General features: G+C 62.8%; 27 protein-coding genes and 1 pseudogene. 12 read left to right on the top strand and 16 right to left on the bottom strand.

What is annotated here, in order from left to right:
* Window positions 1-16: 16 nt before the first annotated feature.
* Window positions 17-1,000, top strand: a complete 984-nt coding sequence (locus ACSW29_RS11040) for a hypothetical protein (RefSeq protein ID WP_448277215.1) — start codon at window positions 17-19, stop codon at window positions 998-1,000.
* Window positions 1,001-1,054: 54 nt separating this feature from the next.
* Here the strand turns inward: ACSW29_RS11040 and ACSW29_RS11035 are convergent, their stop codons facing one another.
* From ACSW29_RS11035 to ACSW29_RS11025, 3 genes are read right to left on the bottom strand one after another with little or no spacing between them, the layout of a single operon-like run.
* Window positions 1,055-1,957, bottom strand: a complete 903-nt coding sequence (locus ACSW29_RS11035) for a sucrase ferredoxin (protein ID WP_411742503.1) — start codon at window positions 1,955-1,957, stop codon at window positions 1,055-1,057.
* Window positions 1,958-1,987: 30 nt separating this feature from the next.
* On the bottom strand, window positions 1,988-2,560 hold the full coding sequence (locus tag ACSW29_RS11030; RefSeq protein WP_317825298.1) for a YdeI/OmpD-associated family protein: 573 nt from the start codon (window positions 2,558-2,560) through the stop codon (window positions 1,988-1,990).
* A gap of 9 nt (window positions 2,561-2,569) precedes the next feature.
* On the bottom strand, window positions 2,570-3,073 hold the full coding sequence (locus tag ACSW29_RS11025; RefSeq protein WP_317825297.1) for a hypothetical protein: 504 nt from the start codon (window positions 3,071-3,073) through the stop codon (window positions 2,570-2,572).
* Window positions 3,074-3,201: 128 nt separating this feature from the next.
* On the opposite strand from ACSW29_RS11025, the gene ACSW29_RS11020 reads away from it, so the two are divergent.
* Together ACSW29_RS11020 and ACSW29_RS11015 are read left to right on the top strand one after the other, a co-directional pair.
* Window positions 3,202-3,777 carry an alpha/beta hydrolase gene (locus ACSW29_RS11020; RefSeq protein ID WP_448277214.1) on the top strand — a complete coding sequence of 192 codons (576 nt, stop codon included), beginning with the start codon at window positions 3,202-3,204 and terminating at the stop codon, window positions 3,775-3,777.
* Complete coding sequence (locus ACSW29_RS11015) at window positions 3,666-4,046, top strand: hypothetical protein (protein ID WP_448277443.1); 381 nt, start codon at window positions 3,666-3,668, stop codon at window positions 4,044-4,046. Before ACSW29_RS11020 ends, ACSW29_RS11015 begins: the two co-directional genes overlap by 112 nt.
* Here the strand turns inward: ACSW29_RS11015 and ACSW29_RS11010 are convergent.
* From ACSW29_RS11010 to ACSW29_RS10975, 8 genes and pseudogenes are all read right to left on the bottom strand, one after another.
* Window positions 4,031-4,426: pseudogene (locus ACSW29_RS11010) on the bottom strand (helix-turn-helix domain-containing protein); the annotation flags it as partial. The gene ACSW29_RS11015 and the pseudogene ACSW29_RS11010 sit on opposite strands and share 16 nt — an antisense overlap.
* Window positions 4,427-4,437: 11 nt before the next feature.
* On the bottom strand, window positions 4,438-5,394 hold the full coding sequence (locus ACSW29_RS11005) for a R2-like ligand-binding oxidase (protein WP_448277213.1): 957 nt from the start codon (window positions 5,392-5,394) through the stop codon (window positions 4,438-4,440).
* An 87-nt stretch (window positions 5,395-5,481) separates the two neighbouring features.
* Window positions 5,482-7,119 (bottom strand): sulfatase-like hydrolase/transferase, encoded by a 1,638-nt coding sequence (locus tag ACSW29_RS11000; RefSeq protein ID WP_448277212.1) that lies wholly within the window; start codon window positions 7,117-7,119, stop codon window positions 5,482-5,484.
* Window positions 7,120-7,164: 45 nt separating this feature from the next.
* Window positions 7,165-7,506, bottom strand: a complete 342-nt coding sequence (locus ACSW29_RS10995) for a DUF6292 family protein (protein ID WP_230812308.1) — start codon at window positions 7,504-7,506, stop codon at window positions 7,165-7,167.
* Between the two features lie 67 nt (window positions 7,507-7,573).
* Window positions 7,574-8,329 (bottom strand): alpha/beta fold hydrolase, encoded by a 756-nt coding sequence (locus tag ACSW29_RS10990; RefSeq protein ID WP_230812307.1) that lies wholly within the window; start codon window positions 8,327-8,329, stop codon window positions 7,574-7,576.
* Entirely contained in the window at window positions 8,316-9,161 is an 846-nt protein-coding gene (locus tag ACSW29_RS10985) for an alpha/beta hydrolase (protein WP_448277211.1), read from the bottom strand. Before ACSW29_RS10985 ends, ACSW29_RS10990 begins: the two co-directional genes overlap by 14 nt.
* 164 nt (window positions 9,162-9,325) lie before the next feature.
* The gene (locus ACSW29_RS10980) at window positions 9,326-10,879 is read right to left on the bottom strand and encodes a DNA polymerase Y family protein (RefSeq protein ID WP_317825293.1); all 1,554 of its coding nucleotides are present in this window, start codon (window positions 10,877-10,879) and stop codon (window positions 9,326-9,328) included.
* The gene (locus tag ACSW29_RS10975) at window positions 10,876-11,766 is read right to left on the bottom strand and encodes a hypothetical protein (RefSeq protein ID WP_448277210.1); all 891 of its coding nucleotides are present in this window, start codon (window positions 11,764-11,766) and stop codon (window positions 10,876-10,878) included. Before ACSW29_RS10975 ends, ACSW29_RS10980 begins: the two co-directional genes overlap by 4 nt.
* A gap of 227 nt (window positions 11,767-11,993) precedes the next feature.
* Between ACSW29_RS10975 and ACSW29_RS10970 the strand changes: the two genes are divergently transcribed.
* Window positions 11,994-13,193: a serine/threonine-protein kinase gene (locus ACSW29_RS10970; protein WP_230812303.1), complete on the top strand. Its 1,200-nt coding sequence runs from the start codon at window positions 11,994-11,996 to the stop codon at window positions 13,191-13,193.
* A gap of 27 nt (window positions 13,194-13,220) precedes the next feature.
* On the opposite strand, the gene ACSW29_RS10965 is transcribed toward ACSW29_RS10970, so the two are convergent.
* Entirely contained in the window at window positions 13,221-14,612 is a 1,392-nt protein-coding gene (locus tag ACSW29_RS10965) for an FAD-binding oxidoreductase (protein WP_448277209.1), read from the bottom strand.
* Window positions 14,609-15,445 carry a class I SAM-dependent methyltransferase gene (locus ACSW29_RS10960; protein WP_448277208.1) on the bottom strand — a complete coding sequence of 279 codons (837 nt, stop codon included), beginning with the start codon at window positions 15,443-15,445 and terminating at the stop codon, window positions 14,609-14,611. The genes ACSW29_RS10965 and ACSW29_RS10960 overlap by 4 nt, the downstream gene beginning before the upstream one ends.
* Window positions 15,446-15,580: 135 nt before the next feature.
* Here ACSW29_RS10960 and ACSW29_RS10955 point away from each other — a divergent pair, with 135 nt between their 5' ends.
* The 6 genes from ACSW29_RS10955 to ACSW29_RS10930 all read left to right on the top strand — a co-directional run bounded on the left by ACSW29_RS10955 (window position 15,581) and on the right by ACSW29_RS10930 (window position 21,160).
* Window positions 15,581-16,258 (top strand): winged helix-turn-helix transcriptional regulator, encoded by a 678-nt coding sequence (locus ACSW29_RS10955; RefSeq protein WP_230812300.1) that lies wholly within the window; start codon window positions 15,581-15,583, stop codon window positions 16,256-16,258.
* Between the two features lie 110 nt (window positions 16,259-16,368).
* Window positions 16,369-16,953: a M15 family metallopeptidase gene (locus tag ACSW29_RS10950; RefSeq protein WP_448277207.1), complete on the top strand. Its 585-nt coding sequence runs from the start codon at window positions 16,369-16,371 to the stop codon at window positions 16,951-16,953.
* Between the two features lie 2 nt (window positions 16,954-16,955).
* Window positions 16,956-17,597: a phosphatase PAP2 family protein gene (locus ACSW29_RS10945; protein WP_448277206.1), complete on the top strand. Its 642-nt coding sequence runs from the start codon at window positions 16,956-16,958 to the stop codon at window positions 17,595-17,597.
* 75 nt (window positions 17,598-17,672) lie between these two features.
* Window positions 17,673-18,371 (top strand): response regulator transcription factor, encoded by a 699-nt coding sequence (locus ACSW29_RS10940; RefSeq protein WP_448277205.1) that lies wholly within the window; start codon window positions 17,673-17,675, stop codon window positions 18,369-18,371.
* Window positions 18,368-19,762 carry an ATP-binding protein gene (locus ACSW29_RS10935; RefSeq protein ID WP_230812296.1) on the top strand — a complete coding sequence of 465 codons (1,395 nt, stop codon included), beginning with the start codon at window positions 18,368-18,370 and terminating at the stop codon, window positions 19,760-19,762. The genes ACSW29_RS10940 and ACSW29_RS10935 overlap by 4 nt, the downstream gene beginning before the upstream one ends.
* Window positions 19,763-19,951: 189 nt before the next feature.
* On the top strand, window positions 19,952-21,160 hold the full coding sequence (locus ACSW29_RS10930) for an MFS transporter (RefSeq protein ID WP_317825285.1): 1,209 nt from the start codon (window positions 19,952-19,954) through the stop codon (window positions 21,158-21,160).
* On the opposite strand, the gene ACSW29_RS10925 is transcribed toward ACSW29_RS10930, so the two are convergent.
* The 3 genes from ACSW29_RS10925 to ACSW29_RS10915 are packed head-to-tail and all read right to left on the bottom strand — an operon-like array spanning window position 21,157 to window position 24,597.
* Window positions 21,157-22,611 (bottom strand): MFS transporter, encoded by a 1,455-nt coding sequence (locus tag ACSW29_RS10925; RefSeq protein WP_448277204.1) that lies wholly within the window; start codon window positions 22,609-22,611, stop codon window positions 21,157-21,159. The two genes, ACSW29_RS10930 and ACSW29_RS10925, sit on opposite strands and share 4 nt — an antisense overlap.
* Window positions 22,612-22,660: 49 nt before the next feature.
* A complete protein-coding gene (locus ACSW29_RS10920) occupies window positions 22,661-23,320 on the bottom strand; it encodes a response regulator (RefSeq protein ID WP_020969075.1) in 660 nt (219 codons plus the stop codon).
* Window positions 23,317-24,597, bottom strand: coding sequence for an ATP-binding protein (locus ACSW29_RS10915; protein WP_230813199.1), 1,281 nt, complete (start codon window positions 24,595-24,597; stop codon window positions 23,317-23,319). Before ACSW29_RS10915 ends, ACSW29_RS10920 begins: the two co-directional genes overlap by 4 nt.
* A 236-nt stretch (window positions 24,598-24,833) precedes the next feature.
* Between ACSW29_RS10915 and ACSW29_RS10910 the strand changes: the two genes are divergently transcribed.
* On the top strand, window positions 24,834-26,228 hold the full coding sequence (locus ACSW29_RS10910) for a PspC domain-containing protein (RefSeq protein WP_448277203.1): 1,395 nt from the start codon (window positions 24,834-24,836) through the stop codon (window positions 26,226-26,228).
* Window positions 26,225-26,458: a hypothetical protein gene (locus ACSW29_RS10905; RefSeq protein WP_448277202.1), complete on the top strand. Its 234-nt coding sequence runs from the start codon at window positions 26,225-26,227 to the stop codon at window positions 26,456-26,458. The genes ACSW29_RS10910 and ACSW29_RS10905 overlap by 4 nt, the downstream gene beginning before the upstream one ends.
* Window positions 26,459-26,493: the final 35 nt, after the last annotated feature.

The raw sequence follows: 26,493 nt of genomic DNA, 5'->3' as shown, positions 1-26,493 counted from the left end.
CACATAGTGTTCCTGTATGAGTGGACGTTTCATAGCTGGGGTCTTCATCGTCGTCGTCAGTGTCGTCGCCGTTGCGTTGGTTTGGACCGGCGTTCGAGACTATGAATCTTTTACTCCACCGGTCGCGACGGCGGTCGATCGGGCAGACTGCCTCGCCCCTGATATCACCGCCGCGCTCGTAGCCCCCGAGGCACGCGACAGCAGCATCGCACTTCGCCCCGAGGGAAGTGGTTACCCGCCTCCTGATTTCAGCCCCGTTGCCGTTGTTCGATGCGAACGCGGAGAAACGTCCGACGGTGGGTTGACCATCGACTCCATACGCCTCGAGGGGGACATCCACGCGGTGGACGATGCATTCCGCGAACAGTCTCGTCGATTTCCTGCCAACGTCCAGGCCAGTTGCGCATACCGCCACCTCTTGCCAGCCGGTTTGTGGCTGCTGGACGAAGCCGGAGCGGCCATACGACCTACCTGGCCGACCAAGCCGTGTGGCCTGCAAGAGCAACCATACGTAGCCCTGAGCCAATTACATGAGGCCAGCCGCGAGCAGCATCTGGTCGCCGGCATATCCTCCGATGACGCCGGAACCTGCGCGGAGTCGATCGGACAGCTCTTCGAAACGACCACTGAAACTGACGTGGATCGCATGGCAGCGTACGACGACACGTACATACGCCCATTAACCGAAACAGCCTTGACTACGCCGATTTTCGATGTCGGCCGGCTCCAGGTGTGCCGCTATTCCACCGAACCACCGCTGCCCGAGTCCCGAATCCGCTTGTCACGCCAGCAGAGTACGGATCTGATGGAGGTTGCATCCACCGCGCCACCGGCAGGCCCATGCGATCTCGTCGCTCAACGCATCGCTTCGATCGACGTACTTCGTCCCGACGGATCGGGGGGCACGCGGATCGCAGTCGAACTCGACGGATGCCAACGAGTAAACCTCCTCGGACAACGTCAATTACCGCCCGCAGTCATTGCGCTCCTGTTGCAGTAGCGCTGACCCACGCCCGAGTTCATCAAGACTGATCGTATAAAACCGTCGAGGGAATCACAGGTCTCGAATCGATGTGACGACAACCGGCCTGACCGGCTTGGGCGCCGCGCCGCAACTCGGTGGACGCGGCGCGAGTTCGGAGATTGCAGTCTCCACCGCCCATCGCCGGCCGTCCACATGTGCGACGACGCATGTCCCGTCACTCGCCTGCTCGATGACAGCCAAGTCGTCGATTCCACAGCTGATTTGTTGTCGCACAGCAATTTCCGAAGCCTGCCCCGCAGGAGACCAACAACTCCGTCCACGGAGGCCTGGCAAATGGACCTGATCTCGGGAAGCCATCTCCACGGCCGTGACACTCTCACTTGCGGACAGACGGCCGTATGTATTGCCGCTCGGCAGCAGGATCATCGACGGCGCAAATCGGTGCCCGCCGGTATGCGAACACTCCCACACCTGGGGTCCGAAGGACGACATCAGCGCTGCGGCAATCGGCCTGCCGAACACAGCGCAGCACTGGTCACGCTTGCCGTGAGCGCAGACGAATACCACCGGCTCGGTCACCTGCTCGCCCAATCCTGGTGGCGGCCCATCCATCAGGGAGAAATCGACGTCGAGTAGGTCTATCGGTGAATCGATGCGCAACCTTTCGCACCACGAGTCGCTCGGATCGGAGCGCGCGAGCAAGACCGTGTGTCCATCAGTCAGCGGATCGGTGCGGCCTGGTCGCCGAATGAACATGATTCGTACCTCGGCAGCGTCGGCTCGTCGGCTCAGCTCGGTGGCGAGCTCGTCCCCCAACGCCGTTCCGTCCAGCACGTCACGACCCCAGGCTGCGTTGAATTCGAGGCACACCCAACCCCGCACGACGGCAGCGCTGCCTGCCAGCGGTTCGTCGACGGCAGACAGCGCGGAACAGGTTTCGGCTTCGATCACGAGCCCTATTGTGTCAGCCACGTTGAAAGTCGATCAGCCGTCCCAGTCAGCTCAGTAGAACTTCTTGCCCTCCGCGAGTTGGTTCACGAACTTCTCGATCCGCCTGGCTCGCGTCTCCGGACGCTTTGCCTCCTGCAGTCGGTACGCGATGGTGAATCGGTTGGTGGAATTGAGCGTCGCGTAGAACTCGCGAGCCTTCGAATTTTCCGCAACCGCATCGAGAAAGTCCTTCGGCACCTCGGCCTTGGCTGCTCCCTCGTACGCGCGATCCCAGCGACCGTCGGCCTTGGCCTTCTCGATCTCGGCGATGCCGGATGGCTCGAGAAGTCCCGCGGCGTCGAGGCGGGCGACGATCTCGACGTTGCGTTTGGACCACGGACTCCGCGCGGTGCGTCGCGAAAACTTCTGTACGAAGAAATCGTCGTCGATTCGCCGTGCGAGGCTGTCGATCCAGCCGAAGCACAGGGCAACGTCCAACGCTTGGTCGTAGTCGATCGAGCTGTGCGACGAGGTCTTCTTGGCCATTTTCAGCCAAAGGCCGGGGACCACCTCGTGATTCTCGGACAGCCATCGACGGAACTCTTCTCCGTCTGCGAAGTATTCGGTATCGAGTTCGACTGCCATCAGTGCTCCTCACATTCGCGATACCCATACTCTGACAAAACCCTGCGACAAATATCCGAGCGTTCCGAGTGCGAGCACCCATTTGGCGATACTGACGGTCGAAGCGGCGCGAACCCCCGAGTCGGTGATGCTGTCGCGATGATCGAGGAAATGGAGTCCGACCACGTTCTCGACGTAGTCGCCGGCCGCCGACAGTACCGGCGCGACGGCAAGGACGCGCCGAGTTGCGGAGGAAAGGGGAACCCGCTCCCCGAGCCTCGTGCCCGCTGACCGCAAAGCCATCGCGTAGATCGCGGGATGTACGAAGTCGGGGTAGTAGTGACTACGAAATCGCTCCGTGGCCTCCGCGTCCATGGAGTCCAAGATCTCGACGTACCGGCGAGCGGAGAACGCCGTCTGCACTTCCAATACTTTGGGAGCCACCGGCCCGAGTAGGCGAGCAATATTCGCTTGTGAGACAACAAAAGCGGTCGTCCACAGTGCCATCGCCTTCGCAGATCCAGTTGGTGCCATTCCACGATCGTGCCATCTTCGCACAACAGAACGGAACGACCCGACGGAAAAGCTCGCCGAAAATGTGCGTGAGGTTGCAAAAAGCGGGCATCCCGTATCGATCATCGGTCCGATAGCGGGGAGCGCGCATGTCGCCCAAGTCCAACCCGACTGTTCTGTTCATCCACGGACTCTGGATGCACCCGACTACCTGGGATCCCTGGGCGCAGGTTTTCAACACGCAGGGGTACCCCACGATGGCGCCGGGGTGGCCAGGGGACGCGTCGACGGTGGGTGAGACGCGTGAACACCCGGAGGACATCGCGGGACACGGCATCGACGACGTGACGGATCACTACGCCAAGGTGATCGCCGATCTCGACGAACCACCGATCGTGGTGGGGCATTCGTTCGGAGGTTTGATCGCGCAGAAACTGCTGGGCCAGAAGTTGGCGACCGCGGCAATTGCCATCGACCCGGCTCAGCCCAAAGGGGTGTTGAAACTTCCCTCGTTCAACTGGGCAGCGTCTTCCCGGTCCTGTCCAACCCCGGGAATTACCGGAAGGCATACTCACACAACAGAGAGTCGTTTCACAAGTCCTTTGCCAGCGCCGTGTCCAAGGACGAGTCCGACGCCTTGTTCGAGCAGTATGCGATTCCCGCCCCTGGTCGGCCGTTGTTCGAGGCAGCACTCGCCAACTTCGCGCCTCACAGCCCCGCTGTAGTGGATTTCAACACGCAACGTGGACCCCTTCTGATGATCGGCGGCGGCAAGGATCGCACAGTCCCGAAAGCCAGTTCGGACAGCTCGTTCAAGAAGTACGCCAAGGCCCCGACGATCAACGAATACAAGGTCTTCGGCGATCGGGGGCATTCTCTGACCATCGACCACGGCTGGCGTGAAATCGCGGACTACAGCCTTGTCTGGCTCGACAAGCAGGGCATGAGCACGCCACAAGGCAAGCACGAGAGTCAGTCTCAGCCGAAAGCTTGAAAACGACGACGGTACACCTGCGGCGAGATTCCGAGATGCATCGAAAATGCTCGGCGTAGGGATTCCGAACTGCCGAATCCCGCCAACCGCGCGGCTTCGGTCACCGAGTGACCGGCATCGAGGAGCGCTTTCGCGGAATCGAAACGAATCAACTCGACGTATTTGGCCGGCGTCGTACCGAGTTCCTCGCGAAAGAGCCTCGTCAAATGCCGTGGGCTCAGATGCGCCAGGACAGCCAGTTCATCGACCGAGTACTCCCCCGCCGGATCGGCCGCCACCGCATCGACTACTGCGCGAAGCGCGGGCACCCGGGGCCGCGGCCCGCTCAACGACGGCGAGAACTGCGACTGCCCACCCGGACGCTGGAGAAATACCACAATAGAACTCGATTTCAGCCGGCCGCCTCACTCATCGCAGCAGCATCTTCTGCCCCGAACTTTTCCTCGAGAGTCTCCGGCGAATAGTCGAGGTCGATCTCGCCGACGTCGCGCCCGCGCGCAGACTCGATCGCCGAAAGTCGGCGCTGCGCACGGTCTGCGGCATACTCGAGGAACTCCTGATTGTCCAAACCGAACGGCTGCACCTCGAATTGATCGTTGACCCAGTTGATCATTCCGAGCGCCATGGGCATGAGTTCACCCATCCGCTGCTGGACGACGTCCCAGTTGTGATCGTCGGCGGCGACGTGCCTTCGGCAGGTGAACGTCCCCCACGCCATGTGCCGTCGTTCGTCGTCACCGATTTTTCGCACCAATTGCTGCATGCCAGGCAGGATTCCGCGCGTCGCACAGACTTTCTGCCAGGCGTAGTAGCCCGTCAACGCCAGACTGCCCTCGATGACGTGGTTGTACGTGACACTGGCACGCACCTGGTTGACCGGGCTGGGATCCGTCTCGAGAATGCGTAGCGACGACGGCAGCTCCTCGTAGAACAGTTGCCGGTAGTACGGATTGTCAGCGACGTAGGAATGCAGGTCACTGGTCAATCCCACTTCGTCCATCCACAGCCGAAATACCTGGGTGTGCTTGGCTTCCTCGAAACAGAACTGCGTCAAGTACATCTCGTCGCCGAACCTGCCCTCGGTCGACATCGCTTTCATGAACGGTTGAATGTCTTCGGTGACGGCTTCTTCACCGGCAATGAACTGCGCGCACAGGAAGGTGGCGCTGCGCTGTTGCTCGCTGGTCAGCTCCTGCCAGTCGCGGGCATCCTGGGAAAAATCGAGGTCGGTTGGGTTCCAGAATTTGGCATTTCCCTTGGTGAACAATCGGAGTGGGAACGAATCCCAGTTCAACCCTCCCGACCGAAGAGTATTGAAACCTTCTCGCCCCGGCGAGGTGACAGTCATGACATTCCTTCTTCCCGAACCGAAGACAGATGCCCCATCAGCATGCCCGCAGAACTGAAACGTGAATCAGTTTTGGCGAAATTCGATCTATTCCTTCAGAGAAACGCCCTTGGTCTCCATCACTGCGAAGAGCTTGGCGTTCATCTGAGCCGCCAGATCCGGCCGATACGAGCCGATATTGAGCGGATTGGCTAGATTGTTCAGTTCCAAGGGGTCGGCCTGTAAGTCGTAGAGTTCGTATTGCGGCGCAGCAACTCCCGCCGGATCGAAGTACATCGTGTACTTCCATCGACTCTCACGTATGCACCGAATGTGATTAGGCTGCGTGACGATGTTCTGACCGTCGGGCGTTGCGCAGTTCTGATCGTCGTAGGTGAACAGGATCGTGTCCTGAACCTGTGCGCTGGGACTTTGCGGGTAGGCCGCAGCGTCGACGATGACCGACGTCAGATCAGTGCCCAAGAAGTTCCACGATTCACGCGCGGGCGCTTGGGCGAGCGTGGCGAGCGTGGGCATCACGTCGATCAGCGACGCCAGGGCGTCGGTGCGAACGGGCTCGGGAAACAGCAAGGGGTTGCTGATGACCAGTGGAACGCGCAGCGTTTCCTCGTAGGCGTTGAACACCTTCTGCCGCAAACCTCCGTGGCTCATCCCCATCTCCCCGTGGTCGGACATCCGAACGATTACCGTGTCGTCGAGCATCTGCGGGGTGGCTTCGATCGCGTCGAGCACGCTGCCGATGTGTTCGTCGACCACCTTGTGCATGTAGGCGTAGAAGTTGATGTAGTTGCGCGCCTGATCGGGTCCGAGCAGCGGCCCGAGCCCGGCTGCGAGCAGCAATTCCGACTGAACCTGTGCCGTCGGTTTGTGATTGAGCGCCAGGATCTCGTCGAAGGTGGGCGGCAGGTCGATACCTTGCTCGAAGGCGCCTGGTGCGTCCGATCCGTAGTTGTCGCACGTTCCGTTCATCGCATTCCAGGTCTGGGGGTACGCGAGGACATCGTGTGGGTTCACGAACGAGACGATCAGCGCCCAGGGCTGTCCGGACGTGACTGCTGGTCCGGAGAGAAAATCGACTGCCTCCTCGGCAACACGGCGGTCGTGGTCTGCGCACCCGCCGCCGAAATGATCCGGATTGGTGTCCTGGCCAGCGTCCGGCGGAATCCACCCTTCGAAGCCGAATCCCGCCACGTCCTCGCTTGTCGGATCACCGCCGTCGACGCCTTTGCTCAGATGCCATTTCCCCCGGTACTGGACGTTGTAGCCGGCCGACGCCAGCAGCTTTGCCATGTTCTGTTCGGAGACCTGCAACTGTGGCTCGGTGGGTGAAACGGTGCCGCCTTCGGTGAGCGTTCTCGTGACCCCGTGCTGCGCGGGGTAGAGGCCGGTGAAGAACGTACTGCGACTCGGCGAGCACATCGCGGTGTTGCACACCGCCTGGTCGAATGTCAGCCCGTGATCGGCAATCCTCTTGCGGTGGGGCAGGTTCTGATCAGCCCAGCCCTGCGGCCAGTACATCGGCCGGCGTTCCTGATCGGTGATGATGACAACGATGTTGGGTTTCTGTGGAAACCGATCGGCGGGCGCTGCGTGTGCCGACGCCGCGCTCACCGCGCCGGTTGCGACGTCTGCCACTCCGGCGAGGACAAGAGCACCGACGCCACCGAGGAACGTCCGGCGCGGCAGTGAATGACAATGCGAGGCTGGAACGTTCTCTGGATTCACGGGCGTCGTCCTCTCGGAGCCGTTGTCGCCCCAGAGTTGACCGAATCAGTGTTCGCTACACATGCTCGAGCAAACTGCCTGAGCGCTGATCAGCTCGATTACCCGATCCGCACAGCGCAGCGGATCGGGTGTCCGTCCGATGCCGAGAGTGTCGACTATCGAAATCGTCCTTCGCACATCAGCCTCCTCGACGCCCCACGACCAACCGAAGTCGTGATTCCAGAGCAGAACTGCGTTCTTCCCCGGATGGTTTCGGGCATGAACGGGGAGAACGATCACCGCATCCGTGCTCGGACCCTGCGGCCATCGAACTGTCTCACCGTGAACGGATCGTGCTACCGCGTCGACGTATTCGTGTGCGGACCAGTCGTTGCCGTTGGTGTGCATGGAAGTACATTCGGTGCCGCACGCGTTGTGGATGGGTTGTTCCCGGAACTGATCGGATATTCCACTTTCAGGAAATGAACGGCAACACAACGGATTCGAATTGGCGATGCCCGTCGCGGTGGACACTGTGGCCGGTGCGGAAGGAGACCAATTCGCAGCGCGCGACAGTGGCCGCAACAGCGTCGAGGCGAACGGGGTCCACCATCCCGCCCAGACCTCCACGCAGGAACAACATGTCGGCCTCGATGAGTGGCAAGCGATCCCACCACTGCGGATCCGGTCGGCGGAACTGCTCGAGCGCGGACCGCGTCATCGAGCGATCGAACGTCAGCGCGGCTCGCGGATGTCGCACCAAACTTGTTGTGGCGTGCCACAGTTCTGGCACACTCGGCAATTTCCTCGCGAACACCTGTTCCGGGTCACCTGCGCGTAGTGGCAACGGCGCTTCCTCGATGACCAACTTCCGTACCACAGTGGGACGTTTCTGAGCGATCAACGACGCCGCGTGCCCGCCGAGCGAATGGCCGACCAGATCCACCTGATCGAGTTCGAGATGATCACACACGTCCATGACGTCGTCCGCGAACTCGTCGAACAGGTACGACGACGCCCGAGCGCTCCGGCCGTGGCCGCGAAGATCGACCGAGACGACTCGTCGGTTGCGCGAACGCAAGGTCCGCGCGAACTTGTCCCAGGTACCGCTGTCGCCGCCCATCCCGTGCACGAGAACTACCGGAGGCAGATCGGCCACACTGGGATGCGCGCCGGAATCGCGATAGCTGATCTGGACCCCGCCGGCACTTCGTACGTTAGCGACACTCACGAGTTCCCAGGATAGACCTGTCCTCGCGGATTGCTGACGCGGTCAGCCGAGGCGGCAGCTCCCCTGGTCTCGTGATCTCGCCGTAGCGAGCGAGCCCGATCCTCGCGATGTTGCGCAGCGACTCGCTTGTATCGGCGAAGTATCCGCAATGCCCTCGAATGCCGCCGGTGTCGAAAACTATGGCTCCGTGCTCCGCCCGAACTGGCGACGAGCCGTGCCCGAGGCGGCCGATCTTCACGCGTGGGAAATACCGGATCCAGTCCGACGGACCAAGCGCAGCCCAGAGATTTCCGGCAAAGCACAGGTCCTCGCGCGAACTGGTACCCATCCCCGGACTGCCCAGCACCACGCAATCGTCCGCCCGCGCCGACGGGAGAGCGAGTCCGCACACCACCGCCCCGTAGCTGTGTCCGACGAGCGTGACATGCGCCGAACGCGGCAGGATACGAGTCAACCGCGCCAGATCTATCGCACCGCGTTCTGCAAGTGTCCGAGAGAACGACTCGAGGAATCCCCACGGCGTCCGATAACCGACCCATACGATCACCGCGACGCGGTCGTTCGGCCCGAGCGTTCGGAGCATCCTTCCCAGTGTCCATCCGCTCGCGCGTGGGCCGGTCGGACGGTTCTCGTCGAAGTAGTTTCCCAGTCCGTTGTCGTTGCCTGGCACGAAGATCATGATGTGCTCGGCTGTGGCGACGTCCCCGAACACCTCCACGATCCGGCCTTCGCCGGTCTCGTCGTACGCCAGAAGTTGTGCGTCGTGTAGTTCCGTCGGCTGGTAGTGAAGTCGATCGGTTCCGGAAACGTCAGATCTGCCCGCCGTTTTCATGACACTCCTCGCGAAGAGTTGCAACGACGAGAATCATTGCAACAGTGAGTTTTTGAATGTCATCAACGCTAGGTGCCCGACGGCGTCAGTACGATGGCGCCAGCGCCCCTACTGTTCGTACAGTCGACTCGACCATTCAGGTACAGCTGGCTATACCCGTGAGTTCATTCGTACACACCCTCCACCGACCATCCACCGCCTTCACAGATCATCAGCAACGCACGCGATTCCTCCAACAGCACCTGAGCCCGCGCGGCCGTGCGCGCCGAGGCTGCGTCCCACCATCGCTCGTCCACCGGCCAGGGCCCGGCCCATCCCTGCACTGCCCATTCCTTGCTCCCCCACTTCAGCCTTCCCGGCTGCGAGCTGAAGACACCGCGCTCAGTGACGTACACGGCGTTGCCGGTCACATCCCCCAGCCATACCTTGGGATTGTCGACGAAAATCGACCCCGGAGACGGCTGCGGCAGACGACCAGGCCACGGGGCTGTCGGATCATGGGCAGCTACCCGCTCGTCTCCCAAGGGCAACAAGGTAATTCGCTCCGAGGGCCCTCGACCACCGCTCAGGACACCGACCTGAACCGATTCGCCGCCCAGAAGACCTTGCACGCGCACCAATGCTCGCCTGGCCCGCTCCTCCTCGTCGCCGACACCGCCCCACAGCCCCAACTGCAAGGCACCGGCACTGACCACCTCCACCGGCTCCAGACGCAACACCGCTATGCCTGCGGTCGGCCGGGTCTCACTGCGCCCGGTGAGCCAGCCGTCCAGTTGCCAACGCACTCGATCGGCCGTTCCCTCCGGCGTCAGAGGTTCGGCGCAACGCCAAGTCCGAGAGAGATTTTCACCGTTACCCGTGCTGGCCGAAATCGACAGACGCGTGCACGCCACCGCGGCGGCGGACAGCTTGTCGTGCAGCAGACTCGCCAAGGCGCGCCCGGCAAACGCTGCGGCATCCACCCGCTCGATCGACGGATCGTAGTGCTGCTCCACTTCCAGATCCGGCGGAAGCGTCCGCGCCGACGGTGGCCGCTCGGGCTCACCGCGCGCCGCACGATGCGCGAGCACCGCATCGGCACCGAAACGCGAAGCGACGTCCACTGCCGGTAGATCTGCGAAAGCACCGATGGTCCTGATACCGAGCCTGCGCAGCAGATCCACCAACTCCCCGCGATGCGGCGCAGAGAGGCTGGGCTCGGCCGCCAACTCCGGCATGGGTAGCGGCGCCAGAAACCGTGCTCCCTCCCCCGGCGGCACCAGCGCTGCCCGGCGCGCGGCAATGACCGCCGTGGACAGCTGATCCGCCACACCCACCTGACTCTCGACGCCCGCAGCAGATGCCTGATCCACCAATCGTTCCGCCGCGGCTTCCTCCGAACCGAAGTACCGACTGACACCTCGCGCACTGAGCACCAACAAACCAGGACGGAGTACCTCGACGCCCGGCGCCACCGCATCGATGGCCGCGGCGACCGGCTCGAACAATCTGGCGTCGCGTTCCGGATCTGCCGTCGCCACATACAGTTCCGGGCAGCGGGCCTGCGACTCGCGTCGACGCAGTCCTCGGCGAACTCCCTCCGCGCGGGCCGTCGCCGAACATGCGATCACCCGATTACCCGAGGTAACCGCGACGGGATGTGTTGCCGGAAGATCGGCAAGTGCTGCCGCTGCCACCGCCGGCCAGTCCGGGCACCACAACGCCAGAACTCTGCTCACAGTGACACCACCTGCGACGACACCACCTGCTCCGACACCACCTGCTCCGACACAGCCTCCACCGGCCGGGAAGGCACCCATTCGACCCGCCCGGCTGCACTGCAGATGTCCAGGCGCGTGGTCCGGGGCTGGAACGAGCGCCCCCGTGCACGAACCGCGAGGCTCAGGGAACTGAGCCGACCACGCCCCAACTCCCGGCCCTGACCGAACCCACCGTAACCATGAACCCGAGCGTCCAACCGAACCTCGGCTCCGTCCCAGTGACCTTCGGTGACAACAAGAGTCGAGCCCTTGCTCCGAGCGCGTGCCACTACCGCCCGAGCACGCGACGGGGATACCGATGCGCCCGCCAATCCCAGAATCACCAGGTCCATACCGTCGAGCAGCACAGCGGCGATCTCGACCGGATCCGGCCCAGGCGCCGGAATGAGTGCCAGACGTTCCAGTTGCGCACCCATCTCGTACGCCGCCAGCAATCCCAGTCGAGGCTGCCCGATGACTGCAACATGCCCTCCGGACGCCGTCACCGACGCGACCAATCCCAAAAGCAAGGATGCCGCGCCGTCGACAGACACCACGGTTCCGCGTACCAAACCGCCCTGCGGCAACAATGCCCCGATACCTTCCGGCACCGGGAGAACACCAGCCTTGTGCGCGCGGTCCACGACCGGCCTGTCCCTGTCCGCAACACTCTCGGACGCTGCTGCACTTGTCCCGGAAACACCGGTAGCGGACACACCGGTAACAGACGCACTCGGTCCGGAGAACGACGTATCGCCCCGAGACGGAATGGACGCGATCTGTCGGCGGAGCTGTGCCAGCCGATCCTGACGGGACAACCCCGCCGCATCTGCCGACAGCTCTACCAACTCGGTCACCTCGGTCATCCCCATCCTCCGGAACACCGGAAAAAACTCACTGGTCGCAATCCATAACCAGCCGGCAAACCGCGGGGAAGTCGGGTTTGACATGCATCCAACGAACAGCAATTTCGAACATATTTTCGAACTGTTTTCAGTAAACCGTGTCACCCCCGACACGTCAAGCAGAGCCAAAAACCCAGTTCACAGGAGCCTCGAGCGTCACAGTGGCATCAATCCATTAACCTTGAGATGTGACAGCTCAGGAGCAGACCGGGAGGGGCATCGGGCCCGAATACCTGCTGGCGGGGCGGTACCGACTCCGCTCCAAGATCGGCGACGGAGGGATGGGCGCCGTCTGGCTGGCCCGCGACACCCTCCTCAGCCGTGACGTCGCGGTGAAACAGGTCACAAGCACGGAAGGCCTCGACACCGAAACGGCCGAAGAGGTCCGCGAACGCACATTGCGCGAGGGCAGGAACGCCGCAAAGCTCACCCATCCCCACTCCATCGCCATGTACGACGTCGCGATCGAGTCCGGCGAACCCTGGTTGGTCATGGAGTACTTCCCGGCCCGCAGCCTCGCTCAGGCCATGAACCTGGCCGATACGTTGCCACCACTCGAAGTCGCGCAGATCGGCGCCCAGATCGCTGCGGCACTCACCGAAGCGCACGCCGCCGGCATCGTCCACCGCGACATCAAACCCGGCAACATCCTGATCGCAGACCGAGGCAAGTCCCTCGGCACCGTCAAGATCAGCGACTTCGGCATCGCCCGCGCGAAGAGCGACGTGTCCGACACCCAGGACGAGGTCATCACCGGCACTCCCGCGTACTTCGCGCCCGAAGTTGCCCGCGGCGACGACCCCACCGAGGCCAGCGACGTCTTCTCACTCGGGTCGACGCTCTACACGGTGATCGAGGGCCAGCCGCCCTTCGGCATCGACTCGGACGCCATCGCCCTCCTGCATCGTGTCGCCAAGGCCGAGATCTACCGACCCACCAAGTCCGGACCGCTCACCGACGTTCTCCTTCAGCTCCTCGAGCCGGACCCCACCCGACGGCCGACTATGGCTCAGGCACGCGACGCGCTCGCTGCAGCCGCGACGGGCGGCGGCACGATCGAGCAGTTGATCGACGCTCCCGTCTACTCGTCCGAGGGCGCCGTGCCGGCCTGGGCTCACCGGACCACACAACTTGCCGACCCACACCGCCGCAATCGCCTGACCGGATCCACGATCACGGGACTTCCTGCAGTGCAACAGAACACGCCACTGCGGAACGTTCCCAGTCCGATGGACATGTTCTCCTGGCCGCCGCGGATACCGACCGGACCCGCCGATGCCAGCACCCGCGACAAGGTAGTGGCCTGGGCTCCCCTCGCCATGACCGGCATGGTTGCCGTCATCATCTTGGCCGCGCTGATCGTCGTCATCCTGGTATTCACGGTCTGACAGGTGTTCACACTCTGACTGCACGCTTTACGCAGGCAGAATATTTGCGTTGAGGTGAAACACGTTGTCCGGGTCGCACTTCGCCTTGACTGCGGACAATCGCGCATACTTCGCCGCGCCGTAGGAGGCTCGCACTCGGTCCTCGTCGACATCGGTCATGAAGTTGACGTACCCACCTTGATTGGAAGAAAACGGACGCAACGCTTCCCAGGTCTCACGCACCCACGATCGGTCCAATTCCAGCGTTCCGGTATCAGTGGCCGTTGCCGTCATGTTGCACACGTAATGTGGTGTGCGAGAACCACCGAACGCAGTCTCGTCCTCGCCGACGGAAGTGAAAGCTCCCTGCAGCGGAAAGATCGGCATGAACGACATCGGCGACGATTTCCTGCCCGCTTGTTCGGTCAGAACATCGATCACGTCGTCGGAGAAATCCACCAGGTCCAAAGCCTTCTCGTAGGCGTACACACCCCACGGTTCCGAGTCGTCGAGCATCGATTGCAAACCGGTGTACGGGATCGGGGTGACGAATTCGAAAAGCGTCGGCACCCCTTCTCGAATCGGCGCAATCGCATTCGAGTGTTCCTCTTCCGATCCGAAACCGGCTACCAGCAAGGCGTATCCGGGAAGCAGGTGAAACTGATCCGGGACAAACGGTGCCGGCGGTGCGGACAAACCGACCGCAACCATTGCACCGGCGTTTCCCGGCAGGGCAGGCACCACCTCGCGGCACAGACGAAGCGCTGCCGGCCCGTCCTCCATCCCCCAGAAGAACAGTCCCAGATGCACTTCCGGACCGATCTCACTCAGACGGTACTCGAATTCGGTGACCACTCCGAAGTTCCCGCCGCCGCCGCGCAGAGCCCAGAACAAGTCGCTGTGATCGTCCTCGGAGGCTCGCACGATCGAACCGTCGGCGAGCACCACCTCTGCCGATACCAGATTGTCGATCGCCAGGCCGAGTGTGCGGGTCAACCACCCCATGCCACCACCGAGCGTCAGGCCACCGACGCCGGTATCACTGATCACTCCGCCGGTCACCGCCAACCCGTGTTCCTGCGTCGCCGTGTCGAGGTCGGCCATGGTCGCACCTCCGCCGACCCTGGCTCGCTTCGCTGACGGGGCGACGGTTACTACGTTGATCGCACTGAGATCGATCATCACACCGCCTTCACACACCGACGTGCCGCGGTAGGAATGCCCGCCACCTCTGACCGAAACCTCCAACGAATGCGCTCTGGCAAATGCAAGTGCCACAGACACATCCGACGCCGACCGGCACCGGGCGATCACCGCAGGCCGATGATCGATCTGGCCGTTCCAGATCGACCTGGCGTCGTCGTACTCCGGATCTCGGGGGCTGAACACAGAACCTGTGATCGCAGATTTCAGCGGCGCGAACTCGACCGTCGTCATCATGCACCTCCCTCATCGGGTGTCGCGGTGAGAAGCAGGTACTCCCACTCCATCACGAACGGCTCGCTTCCGCCGCCGTACTTTTTCGCCAACTCGAGCAGATCTCGGTCCAGCGCCTGCGTTCGGGCAGGATCGTCGCCGATGTTCCGGTACACCGCGATGGTCGGCCCGTAATTCTTCTTGAAGAAATCACGGAAATCTTCCGGTCCGCTGAATGCCTCCACACGCAGTACGTCTGTCCTGGCGTCGACATCACCGAGCAGATCACGAACATGGTTCTCGTCGCCCCACAACGGCGCCGGCTGGGTGCCGGGCGGTGGCGGCGGCGCATACGGCTTCATCGTTTTGAACATCTCGCCAATGAGTCCCGTCGGAGTCCAACTCAGCACTCCGATCTTTCCGCCGGATCGGCATACTCGCAGAAGTTCGTCCGCGGCACGCTGATGGTGCGGGGCAAACATCACACCGACACACGAGAGCACCACGTCGAACTCATTGTCGCCGAAGGGAAGAGCCTCGGCATCGGCCTCCTGCCAATCGAGTTCGACACCCGCGAGCGCCGCGGCCTCCTTTCCTGCCACGAATAGTTCGGGAGCCAGGTCGGTGGCGATCACCTGCGCACCCAGCGCAGCCGCCGGGATCGCCGCATTGCCGGACCCTGCCGCGACGTCGAGCACCCGATCTCCTTTCTGCACGCCGCATTCACGTACCAATACAGGTCCGAGTTCCGCGATGACCTGCGTCGCCACCGCCGGATAGTTACCGAGACCCCACATTGCCCGATGCTTGGCCTTCAGCTCCCGGTCCAGCCCGAGCGTTCCCGTTGATTCACTCATTACCGTTCTCCTTCAATATTTTTCGTACTCGGAGCACAACAACGTTGATGCCGTTACTTCGACGCTACGACGTCGGTTCGCTCCTCTCCAGTACGAAATCTGTACCGGAGCACCCCGGAGGCCTACGATCGAGAGATGGGGTCCTCGTACCACCAGTTCTGCCCCGTTGCCAAGGCAATGGAGCTACTCGACGAGCGGTGGACACTGCTTCTCCTCCGCGAACTGATCATGGGAAGCGAGCATTTCAACGATCTCCGCCGCGGGCTCCCTCGAATGTCACCGACACTGCTCTCGACCCGGCTTCACCAGCTCGCGGTCGCCGGCATCGTGGAGCGAGAAGAAACCGACTACGTCGTCAGCTATCGTCTGACGGACGCCGGCCGCGAACTGCGTCCTGTGGTCGAAGCTCTCGGCATCTGGGGCACCAGATGGATCGGCGAGCTGGGCGACGAAGATCTGGATCCGAAACTGCTGCTGTGGGACATGCATCGCCGGGTGGATCATTCCGTGGTGCCCGACGGCAAGACCGTGGTGCACTTCGCGTTCTCCGGAGTGCCTGGACATTCGCGGAACTGGTGGCTCGTCATCAATTCCGGCGAGGTGGACATGTGCGATATCGATCCAGGTTTCGACGTTGCAGTGTCGGTCTCTGCGGGGTTGCGACCGATGACCGAGATCTGGCGGGGTAACCTGACCTGGTCGGACGCAATACGGTCCGGTGACGTCATCATTTCGGGGCCGACAGCGTTGCGTCGTAGCTTGCCTTCGTGGTTCGAACTCTCGACTTTCGCATCGATCCCGCGCCCCGCATAACGCACGCTCACCAGCCCCGTTCCGTCCTGTTACAGAGCTGTTGCAGACCGTGACACCGCCGACGAACGGTGACCATCTGCCGGTGACACTGACCGAGCACTCTCTGATATATGCCCAGCCACCGCGGAATCATCCGCTTCGTCACCCTCGGTGCAGTCGTGCTCGGTGCGGTCACGCTCAGCGCGTGCTCGTACACAGAAGAAGCACAGCCGAAGAGCGGTAACTACCTTGCCACTCAGCCTGATTCAGGACCTTCAGGCGGCGAGATCGAGGACGGCATCAGTTTGCAGGACACTCATGTGCCCGCGCTGGCCCGTCTCGATTCCGCACTGCTCGCGGCGCTCCAGTCGGCAGCGGCCGACGCACAGGCATCCGGGGTGGACATGCACGTCACGTCGGGTTGGCGGTCCGCGGCATACCAACAGCGACTGTTCGACGAAGCCGTCGTCAAGTACGGCAGCGTGGACGATGCGTCCAAGTGGGTGCACTCCCCGAGTCTGTCGAAGCATGTCAGCGGACAAGCCGTCGACATCGGACCGACAGACGCCGATGACTGGCTCATACAGCACGGCAGCGATTACGGCCTCTGCCAGACCTATGCAAACGAGATGTGGCATTTCGAATTGGCAACCACTCCCGGCGGGGAATGTCCGCCACAACTGAGCAGCCCTTCGGACGAGAGAGCGGAAGGCTGATCATGACACGAGTCAAACCAGCGAGATTGATTGCCGCACTGGCACTCTTGATCCTCGGAGTCGTCGAATTCGAATTAGCGGTCAACACCACCGGTGGTCAGATCGTCGACCAACAACTCATGGTGGGCGCGGCCACCTCCGCACGCCTCAGCGTGTTCTCCGCCGAATTCATCGGCCTCGTCACCCCGATACTGATAGTGGGAGGAGTGCTCGTGGCGCTCATGATCACATTGCGCAACAACCCGATTGCGCTAGCTTTACGCGTCGTCGTCGTGACCCTCGGTCCCATCACGACGGCCTGGGTTCTCAAACAATCGCTGGACCGACCGGACCTGAACGGTCTGGTGATGCACAATTCCTTCCCCAGCGGCACTTTGACGGCCATCGCTGCTCTGGTCTGCGCGATCGTGATCGTCGCACCCTCGAGGTGGCGGGCGGTCGTTGCGGTCAACGGTGCGTTGGTCACCATCGGAACCGCGATCTCGGTAGTCGTGCTGCAATGGCACCGGCCGAGTGACGTGATCGGTGCGCTACTGCTCGTCGGCTGCTACACCCTCGCTGTGTCGGCATTCCCGTTGAACACCAGCGTCGCACGGCATGCGGTGCTGGCAGACTCAGGCAACGAGCGACTCTCGCGAGTGTGACCCCTGTACCCTTGGCTGACCGAGATTCCTCCGACCGCAGAAGGCCCCTGATCATGGCGAGTCCAAGGTGAGCTCATGGTGAGCATTCTTTTCATAGAAGACGATCCAGCCGTGGCCGAGGCAATCACGTTGGGACTGAACCGACTCGGGCACAACGTCAGCCATCGCCCCGACGGTAACGGCGATTTCGACGACGCCCTGGGCGCCACGGACCTCGTCCTTCTCGACCTCGGACTGCCGGGAGCCGACGGTTACGAGATCTGTCGACGCATCCGTACGCGCAGTTCGATCCCGATCATCATCTTGACCGCCAGATCCGACGACATCGACACCGTTGCCGGCCTCGAGGCCGGTGCCGACGACTACGTCGTCAAACCAGCCAGTCCGCGTGTCCTCGACGCTCGGATCAAAGCCGTCGTGCGGCGCTCCGCACCCGCAACGACGCGTCCAGATGTGGCTTCGGGTGCAGTGACGTTCGGCGACCTGGAATTGGATCGGTCGTCATTGCAGGTACGCAAAGCCGGGACACTGCTGACCCTGACCCCGACCGAACTCCGACTGATACTGGCGCTGACCGAAAACCCCGGACAGGTTCTCAGCCGCAGGCAGTTGTTGTCCGCAGCCTGGGACCAGGAATACCTGGGCGACTCCCGAATCGTCGATGCAGCAGTGCAGCGACTGCGCGGAAAGATCGAGGACGACCCAGCCGCACCGACCGTGATCGAAACGGTGCGCGGGTTCGGGTATCGCTTCAACACCAGCCCAGCCCGATGAGACCGACCTGGCTTCAGGTCGACGGTCTGCGGACCAGGCTCGTGCTCGTGTTCATCGCAATCGTCGTGATCATCGCCGGGGCAACCGCAGGCGTCGTCTCGTTCATGGCGCGGTCGTGGATCTATTCCAACGCTCAGGACGTGGCAACGGCACAATTTCGCGACGAACTGCAGTACAGCAACGGAACGCCGGTAGACGGGTTGACACCTGACAACCTCCAACAGATCTTCCAGTCCGACATGACGCTGATCGTCGACGGCGAAGTCATCCGTCAAGGATCCGTGGATGCGGCAACGATCCCACCCAGCTTCGACGACGGTTTGGACAGTCCCAAACTGATCCGCTTCGAGAGACTCGACTCCCAGCGCATCATGTTGGGAATGTCGGTCAATGTCATGGACATGACTGCAGACGACGGCTACGACAACGAGACACTGGTCAAAGCCGTCACCATCCGGCCGCTGGTAGGAGTGCAGGACAAGTTCGACGACCTGCTTCGAGCTGTCGGCCTCACTCTCGCCGCTGGCGTGTTGGTGAGCGGTCTGCTCGGGCTATGGATCGCGTCGACCCTTGTCCGTCCGCTCAAACGCCTGGACGAAGCCGCCGCCCGCGCCGCCGACGGCGACCTGAGCGTCCGGCTCCCCGAAGACGGAGTAGCCGAACTCGCCCAGGTCACAACAACGTTCAACAACATGGTCGCTCGCAACGAAGCGGTCATCCGTGGCCTGGAAGAGTCGGAAGAGCAGTCGAGAAGGTTTGTCGCCGACGTCTCCCACGAGCTTCGAACGCCGCTGGCCGCATTGGTTCCGGTCAGCGAAATCCTCCGTGAAGAGATCCCCAATCTTCCGCCCGACACCGCTGCTGCCGCTCGCATCGTGAGCAGCGAGATCGGCAAACTCACTCGACTGGTCGAAGACCTCATCGAAATGTCTCGCCACGATTCTCAGCAAGCGCACCTCGTCCTCGACGACGTCGACCTCGTCGAATTGACCGAGCGTACACTCGAGAGCCGCGGTTGGATCGAAACCGTCGAACTCCGCGCACTTGAAAATGTCAGTGCCAGAGTGGATTCGCGTCGAATCGACATAGTCGTCGCCAACCTCGTCGGTAACGCACTGCGCCACGGAGCGCCCCCGGTTCGCGTCGAGTTGAGCGTCGAACCCGGTTTCTCCGTCATCACCGTCGTCGACCACGGCCCCGGCATCTCACCGGAAGATCGGCAGGCGATCTTCCGGCGGTTTTACAAGGTCGACACCGCGCGCGGGCGCAGCGAGGGCAGCGGACTCGGACTCTCCCTTGCCGTCGAGAACGTGCACTTGCACGGCGGCACCATCGGCGTCGACCAGGTTGATGGTCGCACGGTCTTCACGGTTCGCCTGCCCCGTCGCTGAGCCCCTTCCCGAGCGAACGTACCTTTCAGCGCACCCAAGGCGATCGTCGTACCGTTCGCTCGAAAAGGGGTGGGCACGTCGCAACCCAGCACGCCCACATTCGACCAAATAGTGGGATTTTGGTATCAACATGTGAAACTGCGCGCGTAGCCTGGGCACCGTCGAACAGCGTAGAAATCGGAGGGCACCATGACGCAGGCGTCGCGGTTGGAAAAGACGGCAGTCTCCCCGAAGGCGTGGACGATGCTCGGAATCGGCGTCGCGGCCCAGGCAGCAGGCACCGTCTTCGTCAGCACCCCCGCCTTCCTCATCCCGCTGCTGCATTCCGAGCACGGTCTCTCGTTGACGCAGGCCGGAACCCTGGCCGCTGCACCCACCTTCGGTATGGTTCTCACGCTCGTGGCGTGGGGAGCGATGGCTGACAGATTCGGCGAGAAATGGGTCATCTCCATCGGGCTCGCCCTGACGGCGATCGCTGCGCTGGCTGCAACCACCACCGACAACTACGCCCTCCTCGGAATCGCGTTCCTGCTGGGCGGAATGGCAGCGGCGAGCACCAACGCTGCCAGCGGACGTGTTGTGGTCGGCTGGTTCCCCAAGGATCGGCGCGGCCTCGCCATGGGTATCCGGCAGATGTCCCAGCCCTTGGGCGTGACCATTGCGTCGCTGACCATCCCGACTCTCGCTGCAAACGTCGGGATCGGTTCGGCCGTCGGACTGTCGGTGGCTCTCAACGGCGTTCTCGCCCTGATCTGTGCCGTCGCATTGATCAATCCCCCGAGGCCGGCGGCGCGGCCCACAGATATCCCGGTCGAAACGGTCAACCCCTATCGCTCGAACTGGTTCCTCTGGCGCATCCACGTCGTCTCGGCACTGCTGGTGTTTCCCCAGTTCACCCTTTCGACATTCGGTCTGGTCTGGCTGATCAGCGAGCAAGGATGGGACGCTGCGCCCGCGGGTCTCCTGATCGGGATCTCCCAGTTCGTGGGTGCGCTCGGACGCATCGTTGTCGGTATCTGGAGTGATCGCGCCGGAAGCAGAGTTGGCCCACTGCGGTTGGTAGCGGTTTCTGCATCTGCGGTCATGTTGGCAATGGCAGCAGCCGACGCAGCGCCATGGGGCGTTCCGGCATTGATCCTGCTGTTGGCAACCACCGTCAGCGTCGCCGACAACGGGTTGGCGTTCACATCCGTCGCCGAGGCTGCCGGGCCGAAATGGCAAGGAAAAGCGTTGGGCGCACAGAACACCGGGCAGTTCATCGCCGCGTCAGCAGTAGGCCCGGTGGTCGGTGCGCTGATCGGCGTAGTCGGCTACCCGCTCGCCTTCGCGATAGTCGCAGCGTTTCCCGCCGCGGCAATCCCCTTGGTGCCCAGCCGAGATCGCGACATCAGCGTCTAGTCCCTCATCGGATTCGGTTGCACTGCAGGTCCCGTCAGATCGCAATGCGGCTTGCAGGCAACCGAATCCGCTTCCTCAACAGGCTCTACCGTCGGAGTGCGGATCAGCGTTGCGGCGATCACCGCACCGACCAACAGCAGCGCCACACAGATGTACATCGCGTAACGGAAACCGTCGGAGAAACTCGTCGGATCGACCAGGCTCTCGGCGTCGATACCCACGAGCGCAGGCAAAGCTGCAACGGCAAGAAGTTGGCTCGTGCGGGCAACGGCATTGTTCACACCGGATGCAATTCCCGACTGCTCCACCGGCACCGAGCCGAGCACCGCGGCGGTCAACGGCGCCACCATCACCGCCAGGCCGAGCCCGAACACCAGAACTCCCGGCAACACGACGGTCAGGTACGACGCTTCCGGGCCGATTCGCGTCATCAGCACCAACCCCACCGCGGCAACGGCCGGCCCGACCGTCATCGGCAATCGCGGTCCGTGGGTCTGGGCGTAGCTTCCCGCTCTCGACGACAACAGCAAGAGCGCCAAGGTGATCGGCACGGTTGCGACCCCGGCTGCCACCGGCGAGTACCCGGCAACCAATTGCAATTGCAGCACGAGCAGGAAGAACACACCACCAAGCGCCGCATAGACCGCGAGAGTCACCAGATTGGCCGCGACGAACATCCGCGAACGAAACAGGGAAGGTGGCACCAACGCACTCGGCGATCGACGTTCCACCACAACGAACAGGCACAGCGCGAGCACCCCGACCAGCCCGACTATCGGGTTGACTTCGATCAGCCCGTACGTCAGCGCCCCGAGACCGACTACTGCGCAGGCAGATCCGACCACGTCCAGGTGCTCGGGCGGATGCGGATCCCGGCTCTCCGGCACGTGGCGCACCGCTGCCCACACCACGACGATCGCCAACGGAATGTTGAGCAGGAACACCGATCGCCATCCCGCCACTTCCACCAGCCAACCACCGAAAAGCGGACCGATAGCGCCGGCGACACCACCCAAACCCGACCACAAACCGATGGCCGCGCCGCGGTCCTCCTCGCGAAGAGACGCGGAGATGATGGCAAGGCTGCCAGGCGTCAAGAGCGCCGCTCCCACTCCCTGCAGGATCCGCGCAATCACCAGAAACGTGATGTCAGGTGCAATTCCGCACAGCAACGACGCGACCGCGAACCAGACCGTCCCCCACACGAATATCCGTCGCCGACCCCACCGATCGCCAAGGGCACCACCGAGGAGTATCAGCGACGCCAACGCCAAGGTGTATCCGCTGAGCGTCCACTGCAGTCCGGCGACACCGGAACCCAAGTCTTCACCGATATGCGGCAGAGCAATGTTGACGACGGTGCCGTCGAGGAGAGCCATGCTCGAGCCGAGAACGGTAGCGGCGACAACCCAACGCCCACGCTTCGACGCGAGCGCCAGTGGTTCCGTCATCGGTCCATGGTGCGCCTTCACACGCAATCGTGAAAGGGTGCGCGGAAATTCAGTCGATCTGGCGGCGATGTGCCCAACGCGTCAGCGCATTGCGGTTGGACTGCTGAGTCTTTCGCAGGACATTCGAAGCGTGAGTCTCGACGGTCTTCACGGAAATCACCAGGTCCTCGGCGATTTCACGGTAGGTGTATCCACGTGCCAGCAAGCGCAGCACCTCGAGTTCACGCGGGGTCAGCGAGTCGAGTTCCGGATCGAGTTGCGGCTCCGGCGCATTGGAGCGTCCGGTGAAGGAGTCCAACACGAAACCTGCAAGGCGCGGCCCGAACACTGCGTCGCCACCGGCAACGCGCCGTACGCCCTCGGCAAGTTCGGATCCCGAGATCGTCTTGGTCACATACCCGCGCGCACCGCCGCGGATCACCGCGATCACGTCTTCGGCGGCATCGGAAACGCTGAGCGCCAGGCACACCGGGCCGGAATCGATTCCGCGCAGAACTGCCACTCCACCACCGTCGGGCATGTGGACATCGAGCAGAACGACGTGCGGCTTCGTCGAGTTGATACCGGCGATTGCCTCCGCGACGCCGCCGGCCTCACCGACGACATCCATATCCGTCTCGCGTGAGAGCTCGGCCCTCACCCCGGAGCGGAACACTGCATGATCGTCGACAAGAAATACGCGGTACGGGGGCGGCGCAAGCGAAGTCACTGGGGCTGTTCCTCGGGGTTGTCGACACGGTCAGCAGTCTGGTCCCACTTTAGAGCAGAGTCACCGAGCGGCATGTGCACGCGGATTTCGGTGCCCTTTCCGATGTCGGATCGAACCACGACGCGGCCACCGCGCCGCTCGATTCGACCACGAATCGACTTGGCCAGCCCCTGGCGATCCTCCGGCACAGCGTTGACGTCGAATCCGACCCCGCGATCACGAACGAACACACTGACCTGATCACCCTCGACCTCGGCGAACAGATTGATTTCCTTCTCCCCCGAGTGCTTTGCCGAGTTCACGAGAGCTTCACGCGTCGCACCGAGGAGCGCGGTGAACGCTTCCTTGGGCAGGCCGTTCTCGACCCCTTCGCCTTCGAGTTGTACGTCGCCGACCGTGACGGGACGGACCGTGACACCGTGCTGGTCTTCCACTTCACCGGCGATGATCTTCAGGCCTTCCGTCAGGCTCGTGTGGTCGATGTCGCCGCCGCTGAACAACCACTTGCGCAGCTCGCGTTCCTGACCGCGGGCCAGGCGCGCCACCTCTTGTGGGTTGTCGGACTGCTTCTGAATCAGCGCCAAGGTCTGAAGTACGGAGTCGTGCAGATGCGATGCGATCTCTTCACGCTCGTCGTTGCGAATTCGGGCCGCACGCTCGGCGCCGAGAGCACGCCACATCCGCAGCCACAGCGGCACCGTCAACAAACCGACACCGATCAGCGTCACAACCACAGCCAACAGGGACGAGCGCAGTGCTTCGAGGTCGACCTGAGCAAGGACGACAACGCCAAGACCCAAGATGATCAAGGTTGCTCCCCCGACCACCCGCGCCCACGTGAGAACGGTAGGCCGCTGCGGCAAGCCGATGACGGTACGGGGACCGTCGGAGTCGAACTCGCGCCACACCAAGGCCGCACCGATCGCGACGACGAAGAACGGCGCGAGCACCGAACCCGCCGTGCCGCTGAACAACCAGGACAACGCGGCTGCGCCGCCCAATCCGAGTGCGATCAAGCCGTACGCCCGCTGCCGCTCGGCCGCGGACGGCTTCTGCGTGTCCGTGCCGGCGGAGGTGAAGATCCACAGGGCGCCGTAAATGACGATGCCGGATCCGGCCATCGCCGCAAGAATCGTGAAGGCGACGCGCACTTTCAGGACATCGATACCGAGGTGATCGGCGATACCGCCCGCAACGCCCGCGACGATGCGACCGCCGGAACGCCGCTCCAGCTTTCGCAGTGGAACGGCACCCGGAATGGGCACGCCCTTCTTCATGGGTACGGCATGCACCGGTACCCCGTTGACAGGCGGGCCTCCCGCAAACCCGGGAGCTGGACCGCTCACGTACGGCGGATCTGACAGATATTGCACATAGTCGATACTGGCACGAACCACGCAGACACACATCAGGGTCCAACCCTGAATCAGGGCACCACCCTCACCTACGATCGCAACAAAGATCAGGGTTGGCCCTGATGCGCGGACGCTGCCTCGGAAGCCAGGATTGATTCATGAACAATCCGACTTTCCAAGAACAGATCCAGGATCTGTGGCGGACCCGCCCCGTGCGTCTGCCGGCACAAGGTCACGTGGCCGGGGTATGCGCCGGAATCGGATACCGGTACGGCATCGACCCCGTTCTCGTACGCGTGGCGTTTGTCGCGTCCACCATTTTCGGTGGCTCTGGCATCCTCCTCTACCTCGCCGGCTGGTTGGTACTTGCCCGCGCCGGTGACGGATCGTCGCCCGCGCAGTCGTTGATGGGCCGCGGACACAGTTCCGATTCCAGTACCAAGACCATCGTCTTGTTGGTGGCCCTCGCTATCGCTGCTACGACTGTCGGCCCCGTCGGCGTCGGTCTGGGCGGTTCCGGACTCATCGGGCTGATCCTGATGGTCGGTGGCCTGTGGCTGCTCTACCAGCGAGCGCCCGTCCCGCCCGCGCTGCCGCAGAACACGTCGCCGTATGTCGGCGCAGGTACCGCGTATCCAGGCACCGGATTCACGCCTGGGCCGTTCACTCCCGGATACTTCGCGCCCAATCAGCCTCCCGTGTACACGCCCTACACCAAACTCCCCGACAGCTACGTACCCGAGGAACGACCGGACGACCAGCCGCAGCAGTCACCACAATCTCAGGCAGGTCATCCGACGATCAACCTCGCGAAGGACCCGAGCGCTTCGGTCAGCACCAATCCGACCGAGGTGATCGGTGAGGCCGCCATCACGCCGCCGTCCTGGGATCCGCTCGGTGTCGCTCCGTTCGCCTGGGATCTTCCGGATCCGGCAGCCAAGGCCACACCGCTGCTCCCGTTGCCGCCACGTAAGCGTCGCTCGCGTTGGACGCTGACGGTCCTCGGACTCGCAATCATCGTCGCCGCCGTCACCGGGGCAGCGGGCGCCGCAACCGGCAACGAGTGGTTCACTCCCGGCCGAGTCGGTGCTGTCGGACTCGCCGTCATCGCACTCGGCCTGATCCTCGGGGCATTCTTCCGCAAGGGGTACGGCCTGCTGGTCGTCACCGGACCACTCGTGGGTTTCGTGCTTCTCGCCTCGCTGGTCTACCCCATAGAGTTCGACGCCTCGGGTGAGCAAAGATGGACTCCGGCAACAGCTTCCGAGTTGGAGCCGTCGTACTCGGGAGCCTTCGGAAGCTTCACTCTCGACCTCAACGGGGTCGAGTTCACCGAGGACAAGACCATCGACGTCGCGGCGTCGTTCGGCGAGTTCACCGTCATGGTGCCACCAACCGTCAACGTCAAGAACAGTTGCACCGTCGTCATGGGTGACGGATCCGGTTGCCTCGACGGCGGGGTACATCAGGGCCGCGAGGTGACACCGGACTCTCCCACCCTGACCATCAACGCCAAAGCCACGTTCGGCAGTCTGAAAGTGATGCAATCATGAGCGACTACGACGAGACCACAGACCATGACGACACCCGAGAATCCAAGCGCCCCTCGGCACTTCTGCTGATCGCCGGGCTGGCCGCACTACTGGTCAGTGTGTGGGCGTTGGTCGGGCCGTTCTCCCTGGCGCCGGCAGCAAACATTCAATTCCGTTGGCTGTTCGTCGGTGCCGCCGTCGTGGCAGGACTCTTGCTGGTGATTCTGCCGAATCGACGCAACCGCAAGTAAAACTACTGTGCGCCTTTTGTTAACCGCGGGGGGTT

The organism is Rhodococcus sp. GB-02 (genome assembly GCF_053470465.1).
Note: the sequence above shows the minus strand (reverse complement) of the source record. Positions and strands in the feature narration are given on the sequence as shown.

What these genes read in the sequence shown, in the direction of transcription:
- ACSW29_RS11040 (WP_448277215.1), top strand. Translation starts at nt 17, where the DNA reads ATGAGTGGACGTTTCATAGCTGGGGTCTTCATCGTCGTCGTCAGTGTC.
- ACSW29_RS11030 (WP_317825298.1), bottom strand. Translation starts at nt 2,560, where the DNA reads ATGGCAGTCGAACTCGATACCGAATACTTCGCAGACGGAGAAGAGTTC.
- ACSW29_RS11025 (WP_317825297.1), bottom strand. Translation starts at nt 3,073, where the DNA reads ATGGCACCAACTGGATCTGCGAAGGCGATGGCACTGTGGACGACCGCT.
- ACSW29_RS11020 (WP_448277214.1), top strand. Translation starts at nt 3,202, where the DNA reads ATGTCGCCCAAGTCCAACCCGACTGTTCTGTTCATCCACGGACTCTGG.
- ACSW29_RS11005 (WP_448277213.1), bottom strand. Translation starts at nt 5,394, where the DNA reads ATGACTGTCACCTCGCCGGGGCGAGAAGGTTTCAATACTCTTCGGTCG.
- ACSW29_RS10995 (WP_230812308.1), bottom strand. Translation starts at nt 7,506, where the DNA reads ATGCACACCAACGGCAACGACTGGTCCGCACACGAATACGTCGACGCG.
- ACSW29_RS10985 (WP_448277211.1), bottom strand. Translation starts at nt 9,161, where the DNA reads ATGAAAACGGCGGGCAGATCTGACGTTTCCGGAACCGATCGACTTCAC.
- ACSW29_RS10975 (WP_448277210.1), bottom strand. Translation starts at nt 11,766, where the DNA reads ATGACCGAGGTGACCGAGTTGGTAGAGCTGTCGGCAGATGCGGCGGGG.
- ACSW29_RS10965 (WP_448277209.1), bottom strand. Translation starts at nt 14,612, where the DNA reads ATGATGACGACGGTCGAGTTCGCGCCGCTGAAATCTGCGATCACAGGT.
- ACSW29_RS10960 (WP_448277208.1), bottom strand. Translation starts at nt 15,445, where the DNA reads ATGAGTGAATCAACGGGAACGCTCGGGCTGGACCGGGAGCTGAAGGCC.
- ACSW29_RS10955 (WP_230812300.1), top strand. Translation starts at nt 15,581, where the DNA reads ATGGGGTCCTCGTACCACCAGTTCTGCCCCGTTGCCAAGGCAATGGAG.
- ACSW29_RS10950 (WP_448277207.1), top strand. Translation starts at nt 16,369, where the DNA reads ATGCCCAGCCACCGCGGAATCATCCGCTTCGTCACCCTCGGTGCAGTC.
- ACSW29_RS10945 (WP_448277206.1), top strand. Translation starts at nt 16,956, where the DNA reads ATGACACGAGTCAAACCAGCGAGATTGATTGCCGCACTGGCACTCTTG.
- ACSW29_RS10940 (WP_448277205.1), top strand. Translation starts at nt 17,673, where the DNA reads ATGGTGAGCATTCTTTTCATAGAAGACGATCCAGCCGTGGCCGAGGCA.
- ACSW29_RS10935 (WP_230812296.1), top strand. Translation starts at nt 18,368, where the DNA reads ATGAGACCGACCTGGCTTCAGGTCGACGGTCTGCGGACCAGGCTCGTG.
- ACSW29_RS10930 (WP_317825285.1), top strand. Translation starts at nt 19,952, where the DNA reads ATGACGCAGGCGTCGCGGTTGGAAAAGACGGCAGTCTCCCCGAAGGCG.
- ACSW29_RS10925 (WP_448277204.1), bottom strand. Translation starts at nt 22,611, where the DNA reads ATGACGGAACCACTGGCGCTCGCGTCGAAGCGTGGGCGTTGGGTTGTC.
- ACSW29_RS10915 (WP_230813199.1), bottom strand. Translation starts at nt 24,597, where the DNA reads ATGAAGAAGGGCGTGCCCATTCCGGGTGCCGTTCCACTGCGAAAGCTG.
- ACSW29_RS10910 (WP_448277203.1), top strand. Translation starts at nt 24,834, where the DNA reads ATGAACAATCCGACTTTCCAAGAACAGATCCAGGATCTGTGGCGGACC.
- ACSW29_RS10905 (WP_448277202.1), top strand. Translation starts at nt 26,225, where the DNA reads ATGAGCGACTACGACGAGACCACAGACCATGACGACACCCGAGAATCC.